At 64.6% G+C, this 14,846-nt stretch carries 14 protein-coding genes; 12 read left to right on the top strand and 2 right to left on the bottom strand.

Annotated features, from left to right (window positions below; all coding sequences use genetic code 11):
• The 10 genes from F753_RS39215 (at position 1) to dctM (ending at position 11,562) form a co-directional block, all read left to right on the top strand.
• On the top strand, positions 1 to 1,128 hold the full coding sequence (locus tag F753_RS39215) for an ABC transporter permease (protein WP_023445792.1): 1,128 nt from the start codon (positions 1 to 3) through the stop codon (positions 1,126 to 1,128).
• Positions 1,129 to 1,332: 204 nt separating this feature from the next.
• Entirely contained in the window at positions 1,333 to 2,403 is a 1,071-nt protein-coding gene (gene rfbB / locus F753_RS39210) for a dTDP-glucose 4,6-dehydratase (RefSeq protein WP_023445791.1), read from the top strand.
• On the top strand, positions 2,400 to 3,272 hold the full coding sequence (gene rfbA, locus F753_RS39205; protein WP_014822145.1) for a glucose-1-phosphate thymidylyltransferase RfbA: 873 nt from the start codon (positions 2,400 to 2,402) through the stop codon (positions 3,270 to 3,272). The genes rfbB and rfbA overlap by 4 nt, the downstream gene beginning before the upstream one ends.
• Entirely contained in the window at positions 3,269 to 3,814 is a 546-nt protein-coding gene (gene rfbC / locus F753_RS39200; RefSeq protein WP_023445790.1) for a dTDP-4-dehydrorhamnose 3,5-epimerase, read from the top strand. Before rfbA ends, rfbC begins: the two co-directional genes overlap by 4 nt.
• Entirely contained in the window at positions 3,811 to 4,725 is a 915-nt protein-coding gene (gene rfbD / locus F753_RS39195) for a dTDP-4-dehydrorhamnose reductase (RefSeq protein ID WP_023445789.1), read from the top strand. Before rfbC ends, rfbD begins: the two co-directional genes overlap by 4 nt.
• Positions 4,726 to 4,850: 125 nt before the next feature.
• Entirely contained in the window at positions 4,851 to 6,659 is a 1,809-nt protein-coding gene (locus tag F753_RS39190) for a sensor histidine kinase (RefSeq protein WP_023445788.1), read from the top strand.
• Positions 6,656 to 8,050, top strand: a complete 1,395-nt coding sequence (locus tag F753_RS39185) for a sigma-54-dependent transcriptional regulator (RefSeq protein WP_023445787.1) — start codon at positions 6,656 to 6,658, stop codon at positions 8,048 to 8,050. Before F753_RS39190 ends, F753_RS39185 begins: the two co-directional genes overlap by 4 nt.
• A gap of 345 nt (positions 8,051 to 8,395) precedes the next feature.
• The gene (gene dctP / locus F753_RS39180) at positions 8,396 to 9,391 is read left to right on the top strand and encodes a C4-dicarboxylate TRAP substrate-binding protein DctP (protein WP_023445786.1); all 996 of its coding nucleotides are present in this window, start codon (positions 8,396 to 8,398) and stop codon (positions 9,389 to 9,391) included.
• A 264-nt stretch (positions 9,392 to 9,655) separates the two neighbouring features.
• Positions 9,656 to 10,282 carry a TRAP transporter small permease gene (locus tag F753_RS39175; RefSeq protein WP_023445785.1) on the top strand — a complete coding sequence of 209 codons (627 nt, stop codon included), beginning with the start codon at positions 9,656 to 9,658 and terminating at the stop codon, positions 10,280 to 10,282.
• Positions 10,282 to 11,562, top strand: coding sequence for a C4-dicarboxylate TRAP transporter large permease protein DctM (gene dctM / locus F753_RS39170; protein WP_023445784.1), 1,281 nt, complete (start codon positions 10,282 to 10,284; stop codon positions 11,560 to 11,562). The genes F753_RS39175 and dctM overlap by 1 nt, the downstream gene beginning before the upstream one ends.
• Before the next feature lie 76 nt (positions 11,563 to 11,638).
• On the opposite strand, the gene F753_RS39165 is transcribed toward dctM, so the two are convergent.
• Positions 11,639 to 12,247 (bottom strand): 2OG-Fe(II) oxygenase, encoded by a 609-nt coding sequence (locus F753_RS39165; protein WP_023445783.1) that lies wholly within the window; start codon positions 12,245 to 12,247, stop codon positions 11,639 to 11,641.
• A gap of 154 nt (positions 12,248 to 12,401) precedes the next feature.
• On the opposite strand from F753_RS39165, the gene F753_RS39160 reads away from it, so the two are divergent.
• Entirely contained in the window at positions 12,402 to 13,166 is a 765-nt protein-coding gene (locus F753_RS39160; RefSeq protein ID WP_023445782.1) for a hypothetical protein, read from the top strand.
• A 5-nt stretch (positions 13,167 to 13,171) separates the two neighbouring features.
• On the opposite strand, the gene bipL is transcribed toward F753_RS39160, so the two are convergent.
• Entirely contained in the window at positions 13,172 to 14,110 is a 939-nt protein-coding gene (gene bipL, locus F753_RS39155; RefSeq protein ID WP_023445781.1) for a phospholipase BipL, read from the bottom strand.
• An 84-nt stretch (positions 14,111 to 14,194) separates the two neighbouring features.
• Between bipL and F753_RS39150 the strand changes: the two genes are divergently transcribed.
• Positions 14,195 to 14,764 carry a DUF6436 domain-containing protein gene (locus F753_RS39150; RefSeq protein WP_023445780.1) on the top strand — a complete coding sequence of 190 codons (570 nt, stop codon included), beginning with the start codon at positions 14,195 to 14,197 and terminating at the stop codon, positions 14,762 to 14,764.
• Positions 14,765 to 14,846 lie beyond the last annotated feature (82 nt).

Genomic DNA, 14,846 nt, shown 5'->3' with positions numbered 1-14,846 from the left:
ATGGGCGGCCTGCGACGCAAACTCGGCAACATCTTCCAGCTCGGCCTCAAGGAGCTGCGCAGCCTCTACCGCGACCCGGCGATGCTGGTGCTGATCATCTATTCGTTCACCCTGGCCATCTACGAAGGTGCCACCGCTGTGCCTGAGGCACCGCACCGGGCGAGCATCGCGGTGGTCGACGAGGATCGCTCGCAAGCCTCGCTGCGCATCATCAACGCCTTTCAACTGCCCTATTTCATCGAGCCGAAAGCGATCAGCCTGCAGGAAATGGACAGCGGCATGGACGATGGCCTCTACACCTTCACCCTGAACATTCCGCCGCGCTTCCAGCAGGACCTGCTCGCCGGCCGCCAGCCGACCATCCAGCTCAACGTCGATGCCACCCAGGTCAGCCAGGCGTTCACCGGCGCCGGGCATATCCAGCAGATCATCGCCAGCGAGACCGCCGAGTTCGTCCGTCGCTACCGCAGCAGCGACGCACTGCCGGTCGAAGCGGTGGTGCGCACCGCGTTCAACCCCAACCTCAGCCGCGCCTGGTTCGGCGCGGTGAACGAGGTGATCAACCAGATCACCATGCTGGCGATCATCCTCACCGGCGCGGCGCTGATCCGCGAACGCGAACACGGCACCATCGAGCACCTGCTGGTGATGCCGGTAACGCCGTTCGAGATCATGGTCGGCAAGGTCTGGGCCATGGGCCTCGTGGTGCTGACCGCCGCCGCGTTCGCCCTGCGCTTCGTCGTCGAGGGCTGGCTGGACATCCCGATCCAGGGCTCGCTTTGGCTGTTCGCCGGCGGCGCGGCGCTGCACCTGTTCGCCGCCACCTCCATGGGCATCTTCTTCGGCACGGTGGCGCGCTCCATGCCGCAGCTGGGCCTGCTGGTGATCCTCACGCTGATCCCGCTGCAGATCCTCTCCGGCGGGGTGACGCCGCGCGAGAGCATGCCCGAGCTGGTGCAGAACATCATGCTGGTGGCGCCGACAACGCATTTCGTCGAACTAGCGCAGGCGATCCTTTTCCGCAGCGCCGGCCCGTCCATCGTCTGGCCACAGCTGCTCGCGCTGGGCGTGATCGGCACGGTGTTCTTTCTTGGCGCGCTATCGCGACTACGGGTGTCGTTGCGCTAGCGGCGAAATCTCAACCTCTATCAGGGGCTTGCGCGATTCACGCTGGCTGACCAGCAAAAGGCCACTAGCCTATACTTGCGCCCGAAACCACACGGTTACCCAACGCCCCGAAGCGCTCGGGAATTTTTGTATCAGTGGCCGGTCTATCGTGCCGACATGCTAAGAGCCTGACGCTCGACAGCGCGCCAAGGAAGCCCCATCACTATGCGCATTCTCGTTACTGGCGGAGCCGGATTCATCGGCTCCGCACTGATCCGCCATCTCATTCTCGATACCGAGCACAGCGTGCTCAACCTGGACAAACTGACCTATGCCGGCAACCTGGAGTCGCTGGCAGCCGTGGAAGACAACCCGCACTATCAGTTCCTCCAGGCCGACATCGCCGATCGTGAGCGGGTCAGCGAGGCGCTGCTGGAGTTCCAGCCGGACGCCATCATGCATCTGGCCGCCGAGTCCCACGTCGACCGCTCCATCGACGGCCCGGCCGAATTCATCCAGACCAACATCGTCGGCACCTATCAACTGCTCGAGGCCACCCGCGCCTACTGGCAGAGCCTGCCGGTCGAGCGTCGCGAGGCCTTCCGCTTCCACCACATATCCACCGACGAGGTCTATGGCGACCTGCATGGCGTCGACGACCTGTTCACCGAGACCACACCCTACGCGCCCAGCTCGCCCTACTCGGCTAGCAAGGCCTCGTCGGATCACCTGGTGCGGGCCTGGCAGCGTACCTACGGGCTGCCGGTGCTGATCACCAACTGCTCGAACAACTATGGCCCGTATCACTTCCCCGAGAAGCTGATCCCGCTGGTGATCCTCAATGCCCTCGATGGCAAGCCACTGCCGGTCTACGGCGATGGCTCGCAGATCCGCGATTGGCTGTTCGTCGAGGATCACGCCCGCGCGTTGTTCAAGGTGGTCAGCGAAGGTGTGGTCGGCGAGACCTACAACATCGGCGGCCACAACGAGCAGAAGAACATCGAGGTGGTGCGCGGTATCTGCGCACTGCTGGAAGAGCTGGCGCCGAGCAAGCCTGCCGGGCTTGCGCGCTATGAAGACCTGATCACCTTCGTCAAGGATCGCCCGGGCCACGACCTGCGCTACGCCATCGACGCCAGCAAGATCGAGCGCGAGCTCGGCTGGGTGCCGCAGGAAACCTTCCAGACCGGCCTGCGCAAGACCGTGCAGTGGTACCTGGAAAACCTCGAATGGTGCCGTCGTGTTCAGGACGGCAGCTATCAACGCGAGCGCCTCGGCGCCCTGGAGAACGCATGAAAGGAATCATCCTCGCCGGAGGCTCCGGCACCCGTCTGCACCCCATCACCCTTGGCGTATCCAAGCAGCTCTTGCCGATCTACGACAAGCCGATGGCCTACTACCCGATTTCGGTGCTGATGCTCGCTGGCATCCGCGACATCCTGCTGATTTCCACCCCGCAGGACCTGCCTCAGTACAAGAACCTGCTGGGCGACGGCAGCCAGTTCGGCGTCAACTTCAGCTATGCCGAGCAGCCCTCTCCGGATGGCCTGGCCCAGGCGTTCCTGATCGGTGAAGAGTTCATCGGTGACGATTCGGTGTGCCTGATCCTCGGCGACAACATCTTCCACGGCCAGCACTTCACCGAGAAGCTGCAGCGCGCCGCCGCCCAGCCAAGCGGCGCTACCGTATTCGGCTACTGGGTCAAGGACCCGGAGCGCTTCGGCGTGATCGACTTCGATGAGAGCGGCAAGGCACTGTCCATCGAAGAGAAGCCGAAGAAGCCGAAGTCCAGCTACGCGGTGACCGGCCTGTACTTCTACGACAACGACGTCATCGAGATCGCCAAGTCGATCAAGCCCTCGCCACGCGGCGAGCTGGAGATAACCGACGTCAACATGGCCTACCTCGAACGTGGCGACCTCAACGTCGAGCGCTTCGGCCGTGGCTTCGCCTGGCTGGATACCGGCACTCACGACAGCCTGCTCGAAGCCTCGCAGTACGTGCAGACCATCGAGCATCGCCAGGGTCTGAAGGTCGCCTGTCTGGAAGAGATCGCCTACCAGAACAAGTGGATCGATCGCGAGCAGCTGCTGCGCCGCGCCGACGCTCTGGGCAAGACCGGCTACGGCCAGTACCTGTTCAAGCTGGCGGGTGAAGACGCATGAAGGTCGTCGAAACCAGCATTCCCGACGTACTGATCATCGAGCCCAAGGTCTTCGGCGACGAACGCGGTTTCTTCTACGAGAGCTTCAACGCGGCCGCTTTCGAAGCGGCCACGGGGCTCAAGCGCCAGTTCGTCCAGGACAACCACTCCAAGTCCCAGCGCGGCGTGCTGCGCGGTCTGCACTACCAGATCCAGCAGCCGCAGGGGAAACTGGTGCGCGTGGTGGCCGGCGAGGTGTTCGACGTCGCTGTCGATCTGCGCAAGAGCTCACCGAGCTTCGGCCGCTGGTTCGGCACTCACCTGAGTGCGCAGAACCAGCACCAGCTGTGGATCCCCGAAGGTTTCGCGCATGGCTTCGTGGTGCTCAGCGAAACTGCCGAGTTCCTTTACAAGACCACCGACTACTACGCGCCGGAGCATGAGCGCAGCCTGTTGTGGAACGATCCGGAGCTCGGCATCGAATGGCCGTTCGACGAAGCACCACAACTGTCCGCGAAGGACCAGGCTGGCAAGCGCCTCAGCGATGCGGAGCTGTTTCCATGAAAATCCTGATCACCGGCAGCAAGGGGCAACTCGCCCGTGAGCTGCAGTTGGAGCTGGCGGGCGCCGGCAAGCTGCTGGCGCTTGGGCACAACGCACTGGACCTGTCCGACTCGGATCAGGTTCGCGAACAAGTACGCCTGTTGCGGCCGGATCTGATCATCAATGCGGCGGCCTACACCGCCGTCGATCCGGCGGAAAGCCACCGTGAACTGGCCTTCGCGGTCAACGCACGCGGTCCACAGGTGCTCGCCGAAGAGGCTGCACGTCTTGGCGTGCCGCTGATCCACTATTCCACCGACTATGTGTTCGACGGTCGCAAGGCCGAACCCTACTGCGAAGCGGACGTACCGCAACCGCTTAGCGTCTACGGCGCGAGCAAGCTGGCCGGCGAACAAGCGATTCAGGCGGTCGGCGGCGAATACCTCATCCTGCGTACCAGCTGGGTTTACTCGCAGCACGGCAAGAACTTCCTGCTGACCATGCAGCGCCTGCTGCAGGAGCGCGATGCGCTGTCGGTGGTCAGCGACGAGATCGGCGCGCCGACCTGGGCCGCCACCATCGCCCGCACCACGGCAGAAATGGTACGCAAGCGAAGTGCAGGCGAAGCGGGCCCCAGCGGTCTGTATCACCTCACCGCCAGCGGCGAGACCTCTTGGTACGGCTTCGCCTGCAGCATTGCCGAGCAGCTTCGCCAGCAGGGCCGCCTGCGCGCCGAGATCACGCCGATCCTGTCCAAGGACTACCCGACCGCCGCCCAGCGTCCGCTCAATTCCCGCCTGAACTGCGCACGCCTGCAACAGGACTGGGGCATCCGCCTGCCGGACTGGGAAACCGCGCTGCACGAATGTGTTGCCCAATCCCGGCACTTCGATGCGGCGAACGCGCCCCAGACCGCTGCAGCCGGTCGCTGAGGCAACAGCGGCTAGGCCTCACGGCTGCCTCTGCCACTCTGCTCCGATCCGGCCAGCTCGATAAGCGACGCTGAACGCCGGCACGCTCTGCGTGCATAATGCGCCCGACATCCAGGCGCCCACGCATGACTGCACTGCATCCACCCCGCCGCCCTCGCTGGCGCAACCTCGCCCTGCTGGCCTTGCTGCTTGCGCCTCTGCTCTGGCCGCTGCAGGAGCTCGCCGAGCGCTACTACCGCAACGAGCTGACCGAGCAGAATCGCCAGACCCTCGACCTCTACGTCGCCAACCTGCTCGGCACGCTGAACCGCTACGAGGTGCTGCCGCGCATCCTCGGCGACCTGCCGGCTTTGCGCGCCGTCCTGCAGCAGGCCGAAGCGCCGGCCGTGCGGGACAATGCCAATCGTCTGCTCAAACGCCTGCGCAACCAGACCGGGGCCGACGTGATCTATCTGATGAACACGAACGGCAATACCCTGGCGGCCTCCAACTGGGACGAGGAAGACAGCTTCGTCGACCGCAACTTCGCCTTCCGCCCCTATTTCCGCCAGGCCATGGAAGGTCGCCTGGGGCGTTTCTTCGGCCTTGGCACCACCTCCGGCAAGCGCGGTTACTACTTCGGCGCCGCCGTGCGCGACGAGCGCGGCATCCTCGGCGTGCTGGTGGTCAAGGTCGACCTCGACCATACCGAGACGCTCTGGGGCAACACCCCGGAGCAGCTGCTGGTGACCGACAACTTCGGCGTGGTGATTCTCACCTCGCGCCCGGAATGGCGTTTCCGCGCGACCCGAGGGCTGGGTGTCGACGAGCGCGAACAGATCGCCTTCGATCAGCCCTATCCAACCCTCTATCCGCAGGACCTGACGCTGGACATCGATGCCTGGCTGATCCAGAGCCGTGAGCTCAAGGAGACCGGCTGGACGGTGCGCATCCTCGCGCCGATCAACCTGATCGAGCGACCGGTGCGCACCGTGGTCGCCATCGGCGCTGCCACACTGCTCGCCCTGCTGCTCTGGATCGGCCTGCTGATGCAGCGCCGCCGGCACTTCATCGAACGTCTGGCGCTGGACACCCAGGCGCGCCAGCAGCTCGAACAGCGCGTGCTGGAACGCACGCGCGACCTGGAAGCGCTGAACAGCCGGCTCAAGGTCGAGGTACTGGAGCGCGAGCAGGCCCAGCAGGAACTGGTGCGCGCCCAGGACGAACTGCTGCAGGCCGGCAAGCTGTCGGCGCTGGGCACCATGTCGGCAAGCATCAGCCACGAACTCAATCAGCCGCTGGCGGCGATCCGCAGCTACGCCGACAACGCCGGGGTGCTGCTCGATCAGCAGCGCAACGCCGAAGCCCGCGACAACCTGCGGCTGATCAGCGAACTGACCGCGCGCATGGCGTCAATCATCGCCCACCTGCGCGCCTTCGCCCGTCGCGACCAGCACGCGCCGGAGCGGGTCGCGCTGCAGCCGGCGCTGGACGACGCCCTGGCCCTGCTCGCCAAGCGCCGCCAGGCCATGGGCGTGGAGCTGATCCGCGACCTGCCGGAGGCCACCCTGTGGGTGCAGGCCGGCGAGACGCGGCTGCGGCAGATCCTCGCCAACCTGCTGGCCAACGCCCTCGATGCGCTGGCCGAGCGGCCGCAGCCGCGACGCATCTGGCTGCGCGCCGAGCTGCAGGGTGACGGCGTGTTGCTCAGCCTGCGCGACAACGGCCCCGGCTTCAGCGAGGAAGCGCTGCAGCGTGCCCGCGAGCCGTTCTTCACCACCAAGACCAGCGCGCAGGGGCTGGGCCTCGGCCTGGCGATCTGCGATACCCTCACCCGCGCCCTGGGCGGTGAGCTGCGCATGAGCAACCATCCCGAGGGTGGTGCGCAGCTCGGCCTGTTTCTGCGTTGCGCCGAGCCCGGCGTCGCCTTCCCCACCGAGGACCATTTTCAATGAGCAGTGACCAGCCGATCAGCGCCCAGGCGCAGGTGCTGCTGATCGACGACGATCCGCACCTGCGTCAGGCATTGAGCCAGACCCTCGACCTGGCCGGTCTCAAGGTCGTCAGCCTGGGCGATGCCCGCGACCTGGCCGCGCGGCTGCCAGCGGACTGGCCAGGCGTGGTGGTCAGCGACATTCGCATGCCCGGCATCGATGGCCTGGAGCTGCTGCAACAGCTGCGCACGCGCGACAGCGAGATGCCGGTGATCCTCATCACCGGGCACGGTGATATTCAGCTGGCGGTGCAGGCGATGCGCGCCGGCGCTTACGATTTCCTGGAAAAACCCTTCCCCAGCGAAGCGCTGCTGGACAGCGTGCGTCGTGCCCTGGCGCTACGCCAACTGGTACTGGACAACCGCTCCCTGCGCCTGGCCCTGGCCGACCGGCAGCAGCTGTCGGCGCGCCTGCTCGGACAATCCCAGGCGATGCTGCGCCTGCGCGAACAGATCGGCGCGCTGGCCGGGACCCAGGCCGATGTGCTGATTCTCGGCGAAACGGGCGCTGGCAAGGAGGTGGTTGCCCGGGCGCTGCACGACCTGTCCAGCCGGCGCAACGGCCCCTTCGTCGCGATCAACGCCGGAGCGCTCGCCGAATCGGTGGTGGAAAGCGAACTGTTCGGCCACGAGCCGGGCGCCTTCACCGGCGCGCAGAAGCGGCGCATCGGCAAGTTCGAATTCGCCAACGGCGGCACGCTGTTCCTCGACGAGATCGAGAGCATGAGCCTGGATGTGCAGGTCAAGCTGCTGCGCCTGCTGCAGGAGCGGGTGGTCGAACGGCTCGGCGGCAACCAGTCGATCGCCCTGGATATCCGGGTCATCGCCGCGACCAAGGAGGACCTGCGGGTAGCCGCGGATCAGGGCCGGTTCCGCGCCGACCTGTACTACCGGCTCAACGTCGCGCCGCTGCGAATTCCGTCACTGCGCGAGCGCAACGAGGACATCCTGCTGTTGTTCCAGCATTTCGCCGAAGCCGCCGCCCAGCGTCATGGCCTGCCGATCCGCGAGCTGCAGCCGGAACAACGCGCTGCACTGCTACGTCACACGTGGCCGGGCAACGTGCGCGAGCTGCAGAACACCGCCGAGCGCTTCGCCCTGGGCCTTGGCCTGGGGCTCGACCAGTCGACCGGCGAACCGGCTGCCGGGATAGCCGGAGGTGGCAATCTGAGCGAGCAGGTCGAGGCCTTCGAGCGCGCACTGATCGCCGACGAGCTGAATCGCCCGCATGGCTCGCTGCGCAGCGTCGCCGAAGCGCTGGGCCTGCCGCGTAAGACCCTGCACGACAAGCTGCGCAAGCACGGGCTGAGTTTTACCGATGTTGGCGGAAGCTCGCCCGATGAAAACGACTAGATGGCGGAAATCCGCCATCTTCGATGCTGGCCAAGGGTCGAACTCGCCGGCACAGACCACGGCACGTGCGTGGCCCGCGCCAGCACCGGCGATCCCGCGCAAAGGTGCGACCTAGACGCGCTTGTTGGCAATTGGCCATTCAAACCTTCATCTATTGCTGGGTAAACTCGCTGCCCTCAGGCGGCTCTGCCAGCTCTTGGCACAGGCATTGCTCCTGAAACTCAATGAACCGGACGGAACGAGTCGCGATAGAGCATCGCACCCAGGCTTCAGCGCCTAGACTTGTCCAGCTGGTTACTGCCGGGATGCCGTGTGGCCTCCCACCCACAACAAGAGGAAACATCAATGTTCAAACTGACTGCCAAGGCGCTGGCATGCGCCCTGTCGCTGAGCATCGCTGGTCTGGCCCACGCGGCTGACCCGATCACCATCAAGTTCTCCCACGTGGTCGCCGAAAACACGCCGAAAGGCCAGGGCGCCGTGATGTTCAAGAAACTGGTGGAAGAGCGTCTGGCCGGCAAGGTCGAGGTACAGGTTTACCCGAACTCCTCGCTGTTCGGTGATGGCAAGGAAATGGAAGCCCTGCTGCTGGGTGACGTTCAGCTGATCGCTCCATCGCTGGCCAAGTTCGAACACTACTCCAAGGGCGTTCAGGTCTTCGACCTGCCGTTCCTGTTCGACGACATCGCGGCAGTCGACCGCTTCCAGAAGAGCGAGGCTGGCCAGGGCCTGCTGCGTTCCATGGAAGACAAGAACATCACCGGCCTGGGCTACTGGCACAACGGCATGAAGCAGCTGTCGGCCAACAAGGAACTGCGTGAGCCGAAAGACGCGCGCGGCCTGAAGTTCCGCGTACAGGCTTCTGCAGTGCTGGACGAGCAGTTCAAGGCGCTGCGTGCCAACCCGCGCAAGATGAGCTTCGCCGAGGTTTACCAGGGCCTGCAGACCGGCGTGGTCAACGGTGCCGAGAACCCCTACTCGAACATCTACTCGCAGAAGATGCACGAAGTGCAGAAGCACATCACCGAGTCCGACCATGGCCTGCTGGACTACATGCTGATCACCAACACCAAGTTCTGGGACGGCCTGCCTGCCGATGTACGTGGCGAGCTGGAAAAGATCGTGGAAGAAGTCACTGTTGAAGTGAACAAGCAAGCCGACGCCCTGAACCAGAAGGCCAAGGCTGACATTCTTGCCGCCGGCACCACCGAAATTCTGGTGCTGACCCCGGAAGAGCGTGCCAAGTGGCGCGAAGCCATGAAGCCGGTGTGGAAGAAGTTCGAAGGCGAAATCGGTGCTGACCTGATCAAGGCCGCCGAAGCTGCCAACCAGGCTAAATAAGCCTTGCCGGGGGGCGGACACCCCGCCCCTTTGCTGCACCACCCAGCGATACCCGACAGCTCAGTGAAAAAACAAAGCAGCTAGCGAAGACGAAGCCCGCACCAAGGGCAGACAGGTCAGGCCAAGGCGATCCCGGGCCCAGCCGCTTCGATGGCGACAACAAGAGTTTTTCATTGCTCTGTCTCCCAGCCTGCCCCGGCTGGTTCACGGCGCACCTCCGTGCTGCCTTCGATACAACAAGCAGTCCATCGGGAGATGTCATCCATGAACGCCCTCTGGCGCGTCTGGGACCACTTCGAGGAAGGTTTCATCGCCTTTCTGTTGGCCGCCATGACACTGGTGACCTTCGTCTACGTGATCCTCAACAACCTCTACACACTTTTCTACGACCTGGGCGACCGGTTCGAGGGAAGCGCCGACTTCTGGTTCGCCATCGGTGACTTCATCATCGGCCTGGCCCAGTCCATGACCTGGAGCACCGCGCTGACCAAGGCGCTGTTCGCCTGGCTGATCTTCTCCGGCCTCGCCTATGGCGTGCGCACCGCCGGCCACATCGGTGTCGATGCACTGGTGAAGCTGGCGCCGCGACACATCCAGCGCGTCATCGGCATTATCGCCTGCCTGCTCTGCCTGGGTTACGCCGGTCTGCTGACCGTGGCCAGCTTCGAGTGGATCCAGGCGCTGTTCGTTGCCAACATCGGCGCGGAAGACCTGGGCCATGTCGGCGTCAAGCAGTGGCACATCGGCATGATCGTGCCGTTCGGCTTCGCCATGGTGTTCATCCGTTTCGCCGAAATCTTCGTGCGTATCCTGCGCAACGAGCAGACCGGCCTCGGCCTCGCCGATGAAGCGGCCGATGCGCTCAAGCACGGCGAAGAGGAGCCCAAGTAATGACCATCCTGTTCCTGTTCGTCGCCCTCTTCGTGCTGATGTTCATCGGCGTGCCGGTGGCCGTATCCCTCGGCTTGGCCGGTTCGCTGACCATCATGATCTTCAGCCAGGACTCGGTGCGCTCGCTGGCGATCAAGCTGTTCGAGACCTCCGAGCACTACACCCTGCTGGCGATCCCGTTCTTCCTCCTGGCCGGCGCCTTCATGACCACCGGCGGCGTGGCGCGTCGCCTGATCGACTTCGCCAACGCCTGTGTCGGCCACATCCGTGGCGGCCTGGCGATCGGTGCGGTGCTGGCGTGCATGCTCTTCGCAGCGCTGTCCGGCTCGTCGCCAGCCACCGTGGCCGCGGTGGGCTCCATCGCCATCGCCGGCATGGTGCGCTCCGGTTATCCACAGGCCTTCGGCGCTGGCATCGTCTGTAACGCTGGTACCCTGGGCATCCTGATCCCGCCGTCGGTGGTCATGGTGGTCTACGCCGCGGCTACCGAGACCTCGGTGGGCAAGCTGTTCATGGCCGGTGTCGTCCCGGGCATCATGCTCGGCGGCGCGCTGATGCTGGCGATCTACATCATCGCGGTGAAGAAGAACCTGCCGGCACTGCCGCGCGCCAGCTTCCGCGAGTGGCTGTCCGCCGCGCGCAAGGCGGTCTGGGGCCTGCTGCTGATGGTGATCATCCTCGGCGGCATCTACTCGGGCATGTTCACGCCCACCGAAGCGGCAGCGGTCGCGGCGGTGTATTCGGCCTTCGTCGCGATCTTCGTCTACAAGGACCTCAAGCTGCGCGAATGCCCGAAGGTACTGCTGGAGTCGGGCAAGCTGAGCATCATGCTGATGTTCATCATCGCCAACGCCATGCTCTTCGCCCACGTGCTGACCACCGAGCAGATTCCGCAGGCAATCACTGCCTGGGTCATCGAGGCAGGTCTGCAGCCGTGGATGTTCCTGCTGGTGGTGAACATCGTGCTGCTGGTGGCCGGCGCCTTCATGGAGCCGTCGGCGATCATCCTGATCCTGGCGCCGATCCTGTTCCCGATTGCCATACAGCTGGGCATCGACCCGATCCACCTTGGCATCATCATGGTGGTGAACATGGAGATCGGATTGATAACGCCACCGGTGGGGTTGAACCTGTTCGTCGCCTCAGCGGTGACGGGCATGCCGGTGACCCAGGTGATCCGCGCAGTGCTGCCATGGCTGGCGCTGATGCTGAGCTTCCTGGTGATCATCACCTACGTGCCGTCGATTTCCCTGGCGCTGCCGAACATGCTGGGCATGTAGCCCGAAACACTTACTTCCCTTTAGCCCGGCCTGAGCCGGGCTTTTTTTCGTCTGCGCAAATGTCGATGTGGGCTCGTCAGAGCGCCAGCACATCGGCCGGCCGCCGACGGAACCAGCCGGTCAGCGACAGACGGTCGGCCTGGGTGACCAGCACTTCGTGGGGGAAATCGCCGGAGAGAAAGACCACCAGATTGCCCGCCAGCGGAGGCACGTCCAGCTGCGATCCATCAGGCATGTGCATGCGCAATTCACCGGCATGGCCGGGCTGCCAATCCGGATTCAGATACAGCACGGCGGTGACCGAACGGCTGTCGTCATCGCGAAAGCGGTCCAGGTGCGTCTGATAGAAGGCGCCCGGCGGGTAGAAGGCGAAATGGCACTCGAACTCTTCCAGCCCGAGGAACAACTCGCGGTTAAGCTGCTGGCGCAAGCCGTCCATGAGTTCGAGGTAATCGTCGCAGACTGCCGACTGGCCCGGTTCGAGCCACTGAATATGGTCGCTGCGAATGCCTTCGCGCACCGCCTGCGCCTCGCCGCGGCCGACCCCTGCCGGTGCCAGCGCACCCTCGGCTTCCCGCCTGCGGCACTCGTCGGCCAGCTTGTGGGTCACATCACTGGGAAGGAAAGAACTCTGCACCGACCAGCCGCGCTCGGCCAGGTCGTCGATGATCGAAGAGAACGGCAAGGAAGTGACTCCGAAGGGATACCGCAGGAGTCTAGGGTCTGTTGAGACTCCGCTACAAGCTGCGTCGCTGCGCCAAATGGCAGCAGTAACCGTGCGCCTCGACAAGCACGCGTCGACGCACGGAAAATGAACCGCCCGCCAGACAGGAGCTTCCATGCGCGCCCTCTTGACCTGTGTACTGCTGACCTTGAGCTTCAGCAGCTTCGCCGACACCTATCAGGAACTCTACGAAACCGCCGGCTGGACCGAACAGCGCGCCAATTTCGGCGATGCCCTGACTGCGGCCCAGCAACGCTACAAGGACACCCTGCCACCGGCGGTATTCCAGGCACTGGTGACCAACAGCAACCGCCGCTTCGCCGCCCATGCCATCGACCAGCGCGCGCAGCAGGCATTGCGCGGCAACCTGGCCGAGCCGCAGCCGGCGCTGGAATTCTTCCAGTCGACCCTGGGACGCAAGATCGTCTCGGCCGAAGTGCTCGCCGCACGGCGCGAACAGCTGGCCAAGCACGCCGCCGGCCTGCCGCGGGTGGAAGCCGGCAGCAACCGACAGCTGCTGATCCGCCACCTGGCCCAGGCGCTGCCAGCCAGCGAAGCGGGCGCGGAAGTCAGCCTGGCACTGGCCGGCGTCGCCGCCGACAGTCTCAGCCAGATGATTCCCGGCCTGCTCGGTGGCAATCAGGCGCAGAGCCTGCTGAGCAGCCAGCGCCAACGCATGATCGAGCAAATAGAGGCCGATCTCGACAACACGCTGCTGTACGTCTATCGCGACCTGTCCGATGCCGAACTGGAGGAATATGTGACATTCGCCCAGTCGGACGAAGGCAAGGCCTATTACCAGGCCGCGCTGCAGGCGCTACGCGCCGGCCTGGCGGTGGGCATGAGCGGCGCCGAGCTGGAGCCGCAGCAGGGCATCTGATCCCGCTATCTGAGGCGCTCGCGCAGGAAGTCGAAGTACGCCTGGCGCAATTCCTCGCGCTCGTTCACCAGATGGTGGCGCGCCTCGGGCAGTCGCAGCACCTCAGCACTTGGGAACTTGCGCTGCAGAATCGGCAGGTTGTACTGCCAATCCACGGTCATGTCCGCCTCGCCCTGAATGATCAACGGCGCGTGCCTACTGTCAGCCGCACCCTCGATACGGGGAATCCAGCGTGACAGGGCGCCGACCCAGGCCGTGGGCAGGATGTCCGGCTGCAGCGGGTCCTGGCTCTGGACGAATTCGAGGAAGGCCGGGTCGCCGGAGTTCTCGCTGAACGTTCGTGGGATCTGCTGAACGAAGCGTCGCAGCAACTCGTAGCTGATGCGCGAGCGCAGCCAGGCGCGCGGGCGAACCAACGGCGCCAGCAGGATGGTGCGCCCCAGGTCGGGGTTTTCGGCCTGATGCAGCAGGTGATCCAGCGCTATGGCACCGCCGGTACTCTGGCCAAGTAGGTGCCAGGGACGCGGCAGGTCGAGCTGGCGTGCCTGTTCGAACAGACCGCTCAGCACCGCCTGGTATTCGGCAAACTCGTTGATGCTCGCCCGGGGACCGCTGGACAGCCCATGGCCCGGCAGGTCGCAGGCGAGCACGGCGAACCCCATCTCCAGTCCCCAGTCGACCACATGGCGATACAGGCCCATGTGGTCGTAGTAGCCGTGCAGGATCAGCAGGCTGGCGTGGGGCTGCTCCGGCCACCAGGCCTGAGCGACGACATCGTAGTCATGCACGCGAAAGCGCCCCAGGCGGCGCTGGACCTGCGTGCGATGCGGCAGGTCGAGCCCGTAATAGGTCTGGTAATGGAGAGTTTCGGCGCTTGCGGCGACCGCCTCGGACAGGGCGGGCAGGCTGTTACGCAGGCGCTCGGGATCGATACGCGAGGGCATGGAAATTCTTCGATTGCGTTGATCTGGGATCTTCAGCTCTGCGCCGCCCCATGGCAAGCTTGCGCACCCACATCGGAGCCCGCCATGAGTGCTCGTCGCAAATACCTGATCGCCGCACTGATCGCCTTGCTCTGGGGCGGCGCCATGCTGGCTGCGTTCTGGTGGTTCGAGGCGCGCTACCTGCGCACCTTCGACGGCGAGCGCGCCGAGCTGTTCTCCGGCGACGCCCTTCGCCTGCCGGCCGAGCTGCAGGGCCCGGGACCAGTGCGCTTCGTGCATTTCTGGGACCCGGGATGCCCGTGCAACGTCGGCAATCAGCAGCATCTGGAAGAACTGCTCAAGCGCTTTGCCGGACAACCCGTGGACTTCTACGAAGTACGCAAGCCGGGCAGCAAGGGCCGCTTGCCGCAGCCGCTGGCAGCGCTGAAACCGCTGAGCGCCCCGCCCGGCTCCGAGCAACTACCGGCCAGCCCCGCTGTCGGCATCTGGGATCAAAGCGGGGAGCTGGTGTATATCGGCCCCTACAGCGAGGGTGCGGTGTGCAGTTCGGACAACAGCTTCGTCGAGCCTATCCTCGATGCCGTGCTGGCCGGGCGCAAGGTGCGCGCCACCCATTCGCTGGCGGTGGCCTGTTTCTGCGACTGGCGGCAGTAGCGCTTGCGACAGGTAAACTTGATCGCGATCAAATGATAATTATTATCAGTTAAACGAGAATTGCTCCCATCCAAGTCGGCAT

The sequence above is a fragment of the Stutzerimonas chloritidismutans AW-1 genome, from assembly GCF_000495915.1.
Classification (GTDB): domain Bacteria; phylum Pseudomonadota; class Gammaproteobacteria; order Pseudomonadales; family Pseudomonadaceae; genus Stutzerimonas; species Stutzerimonas chloritidismutans.
Note: the sequence above shows the minus strand (reverse complement) of the source record. Positions and strands in the feature narration are given on the sequence as shown.

Coding starts and splice junctions, on each gene's coding strand:
- F753_RS39215 (WP_023445792.1), top strand. CDS start 1: ATGGGCGGCCTGCGACGCAAACTCGGCAACATCTTCCAGCTCGGCCTC.
- rfbB (WP_023445791.1), top strand. CDS start 1,333: ATGCGCATTCTCGTTACTGGCGGAGCCGGATTCATCGGCTCCGCACTG.
- rfbA (WP_014822145.1), top strand. CDS start 2,400: ATGAAAGGAATCATCCTCGCCGGAGGCTCCGGCACCCGTCTGCACCCC.
- rfbC (WP_023445790.1), top strand. CDS start 3,269: ATGAAGGTCGTCGAAACCAGCATTCCCGACGTACTGATCATCGAGCCC.
- rfbD (WP_023445789.1), top strand. CDS start 3,811: ATGAAAATCCTGATCACCGGCAGCAAGGGGCAACTCGCCCGTGAGCTG.
- F753_RS39190 (WP_023445788.1), top strand. CDS start 4,851: ATGACTGCACTGCATCCACCCCGCCGCCCTCGCTGGCGCAACCTCGCC.
- F753_RS39185 (WP_023445787.1), top strand. CDS start 6,656: ATGAGCAGTGACCAGCCGATCAGCGCCCAGGCGCAGGTGCTGCTGATC.
- dctP (WP_023445786.1), top strand. CDS start 8,396: ATGTTCAAACTGACTGCCAAGGCGCTGGCATGCGCCCTGTCGCTGAGC.
- F753_RS39175 (WP_023445785.1), top strand. CDS start 9,656: ATGAACGCCCTCTGGCGCGTCTGGGACCACTTCGAGGAAGGTTTCATC.
- dctM (WP_023445784.1), top strand. CDS start 10,282: ATGACCATCCTGTTCCTGTTCGTCGCCCTCTTCGTGCTGATGTTCATC.
- F753_RS39160 (WP_023445782.1), top strand. CDS start 12,402: ATGCGCGCCCTCTTGACCTGTGTACTGCTGACCTTGAGCTTCAGCAGC.
- bipL (WP_023445781.1), bottom strand. CDS start 14,110: ATGCCCTCGCGTATCGATCCCGAGCGCCTGCGTAACAGCCTGCCCGCC.
- F753_RS39150 (WP_023445780.1), top strand. CDS start 14,195: ATGAGTGCTCGTCGCAAATACCTGATCGCCGCACTGATCGCCTTGCTC.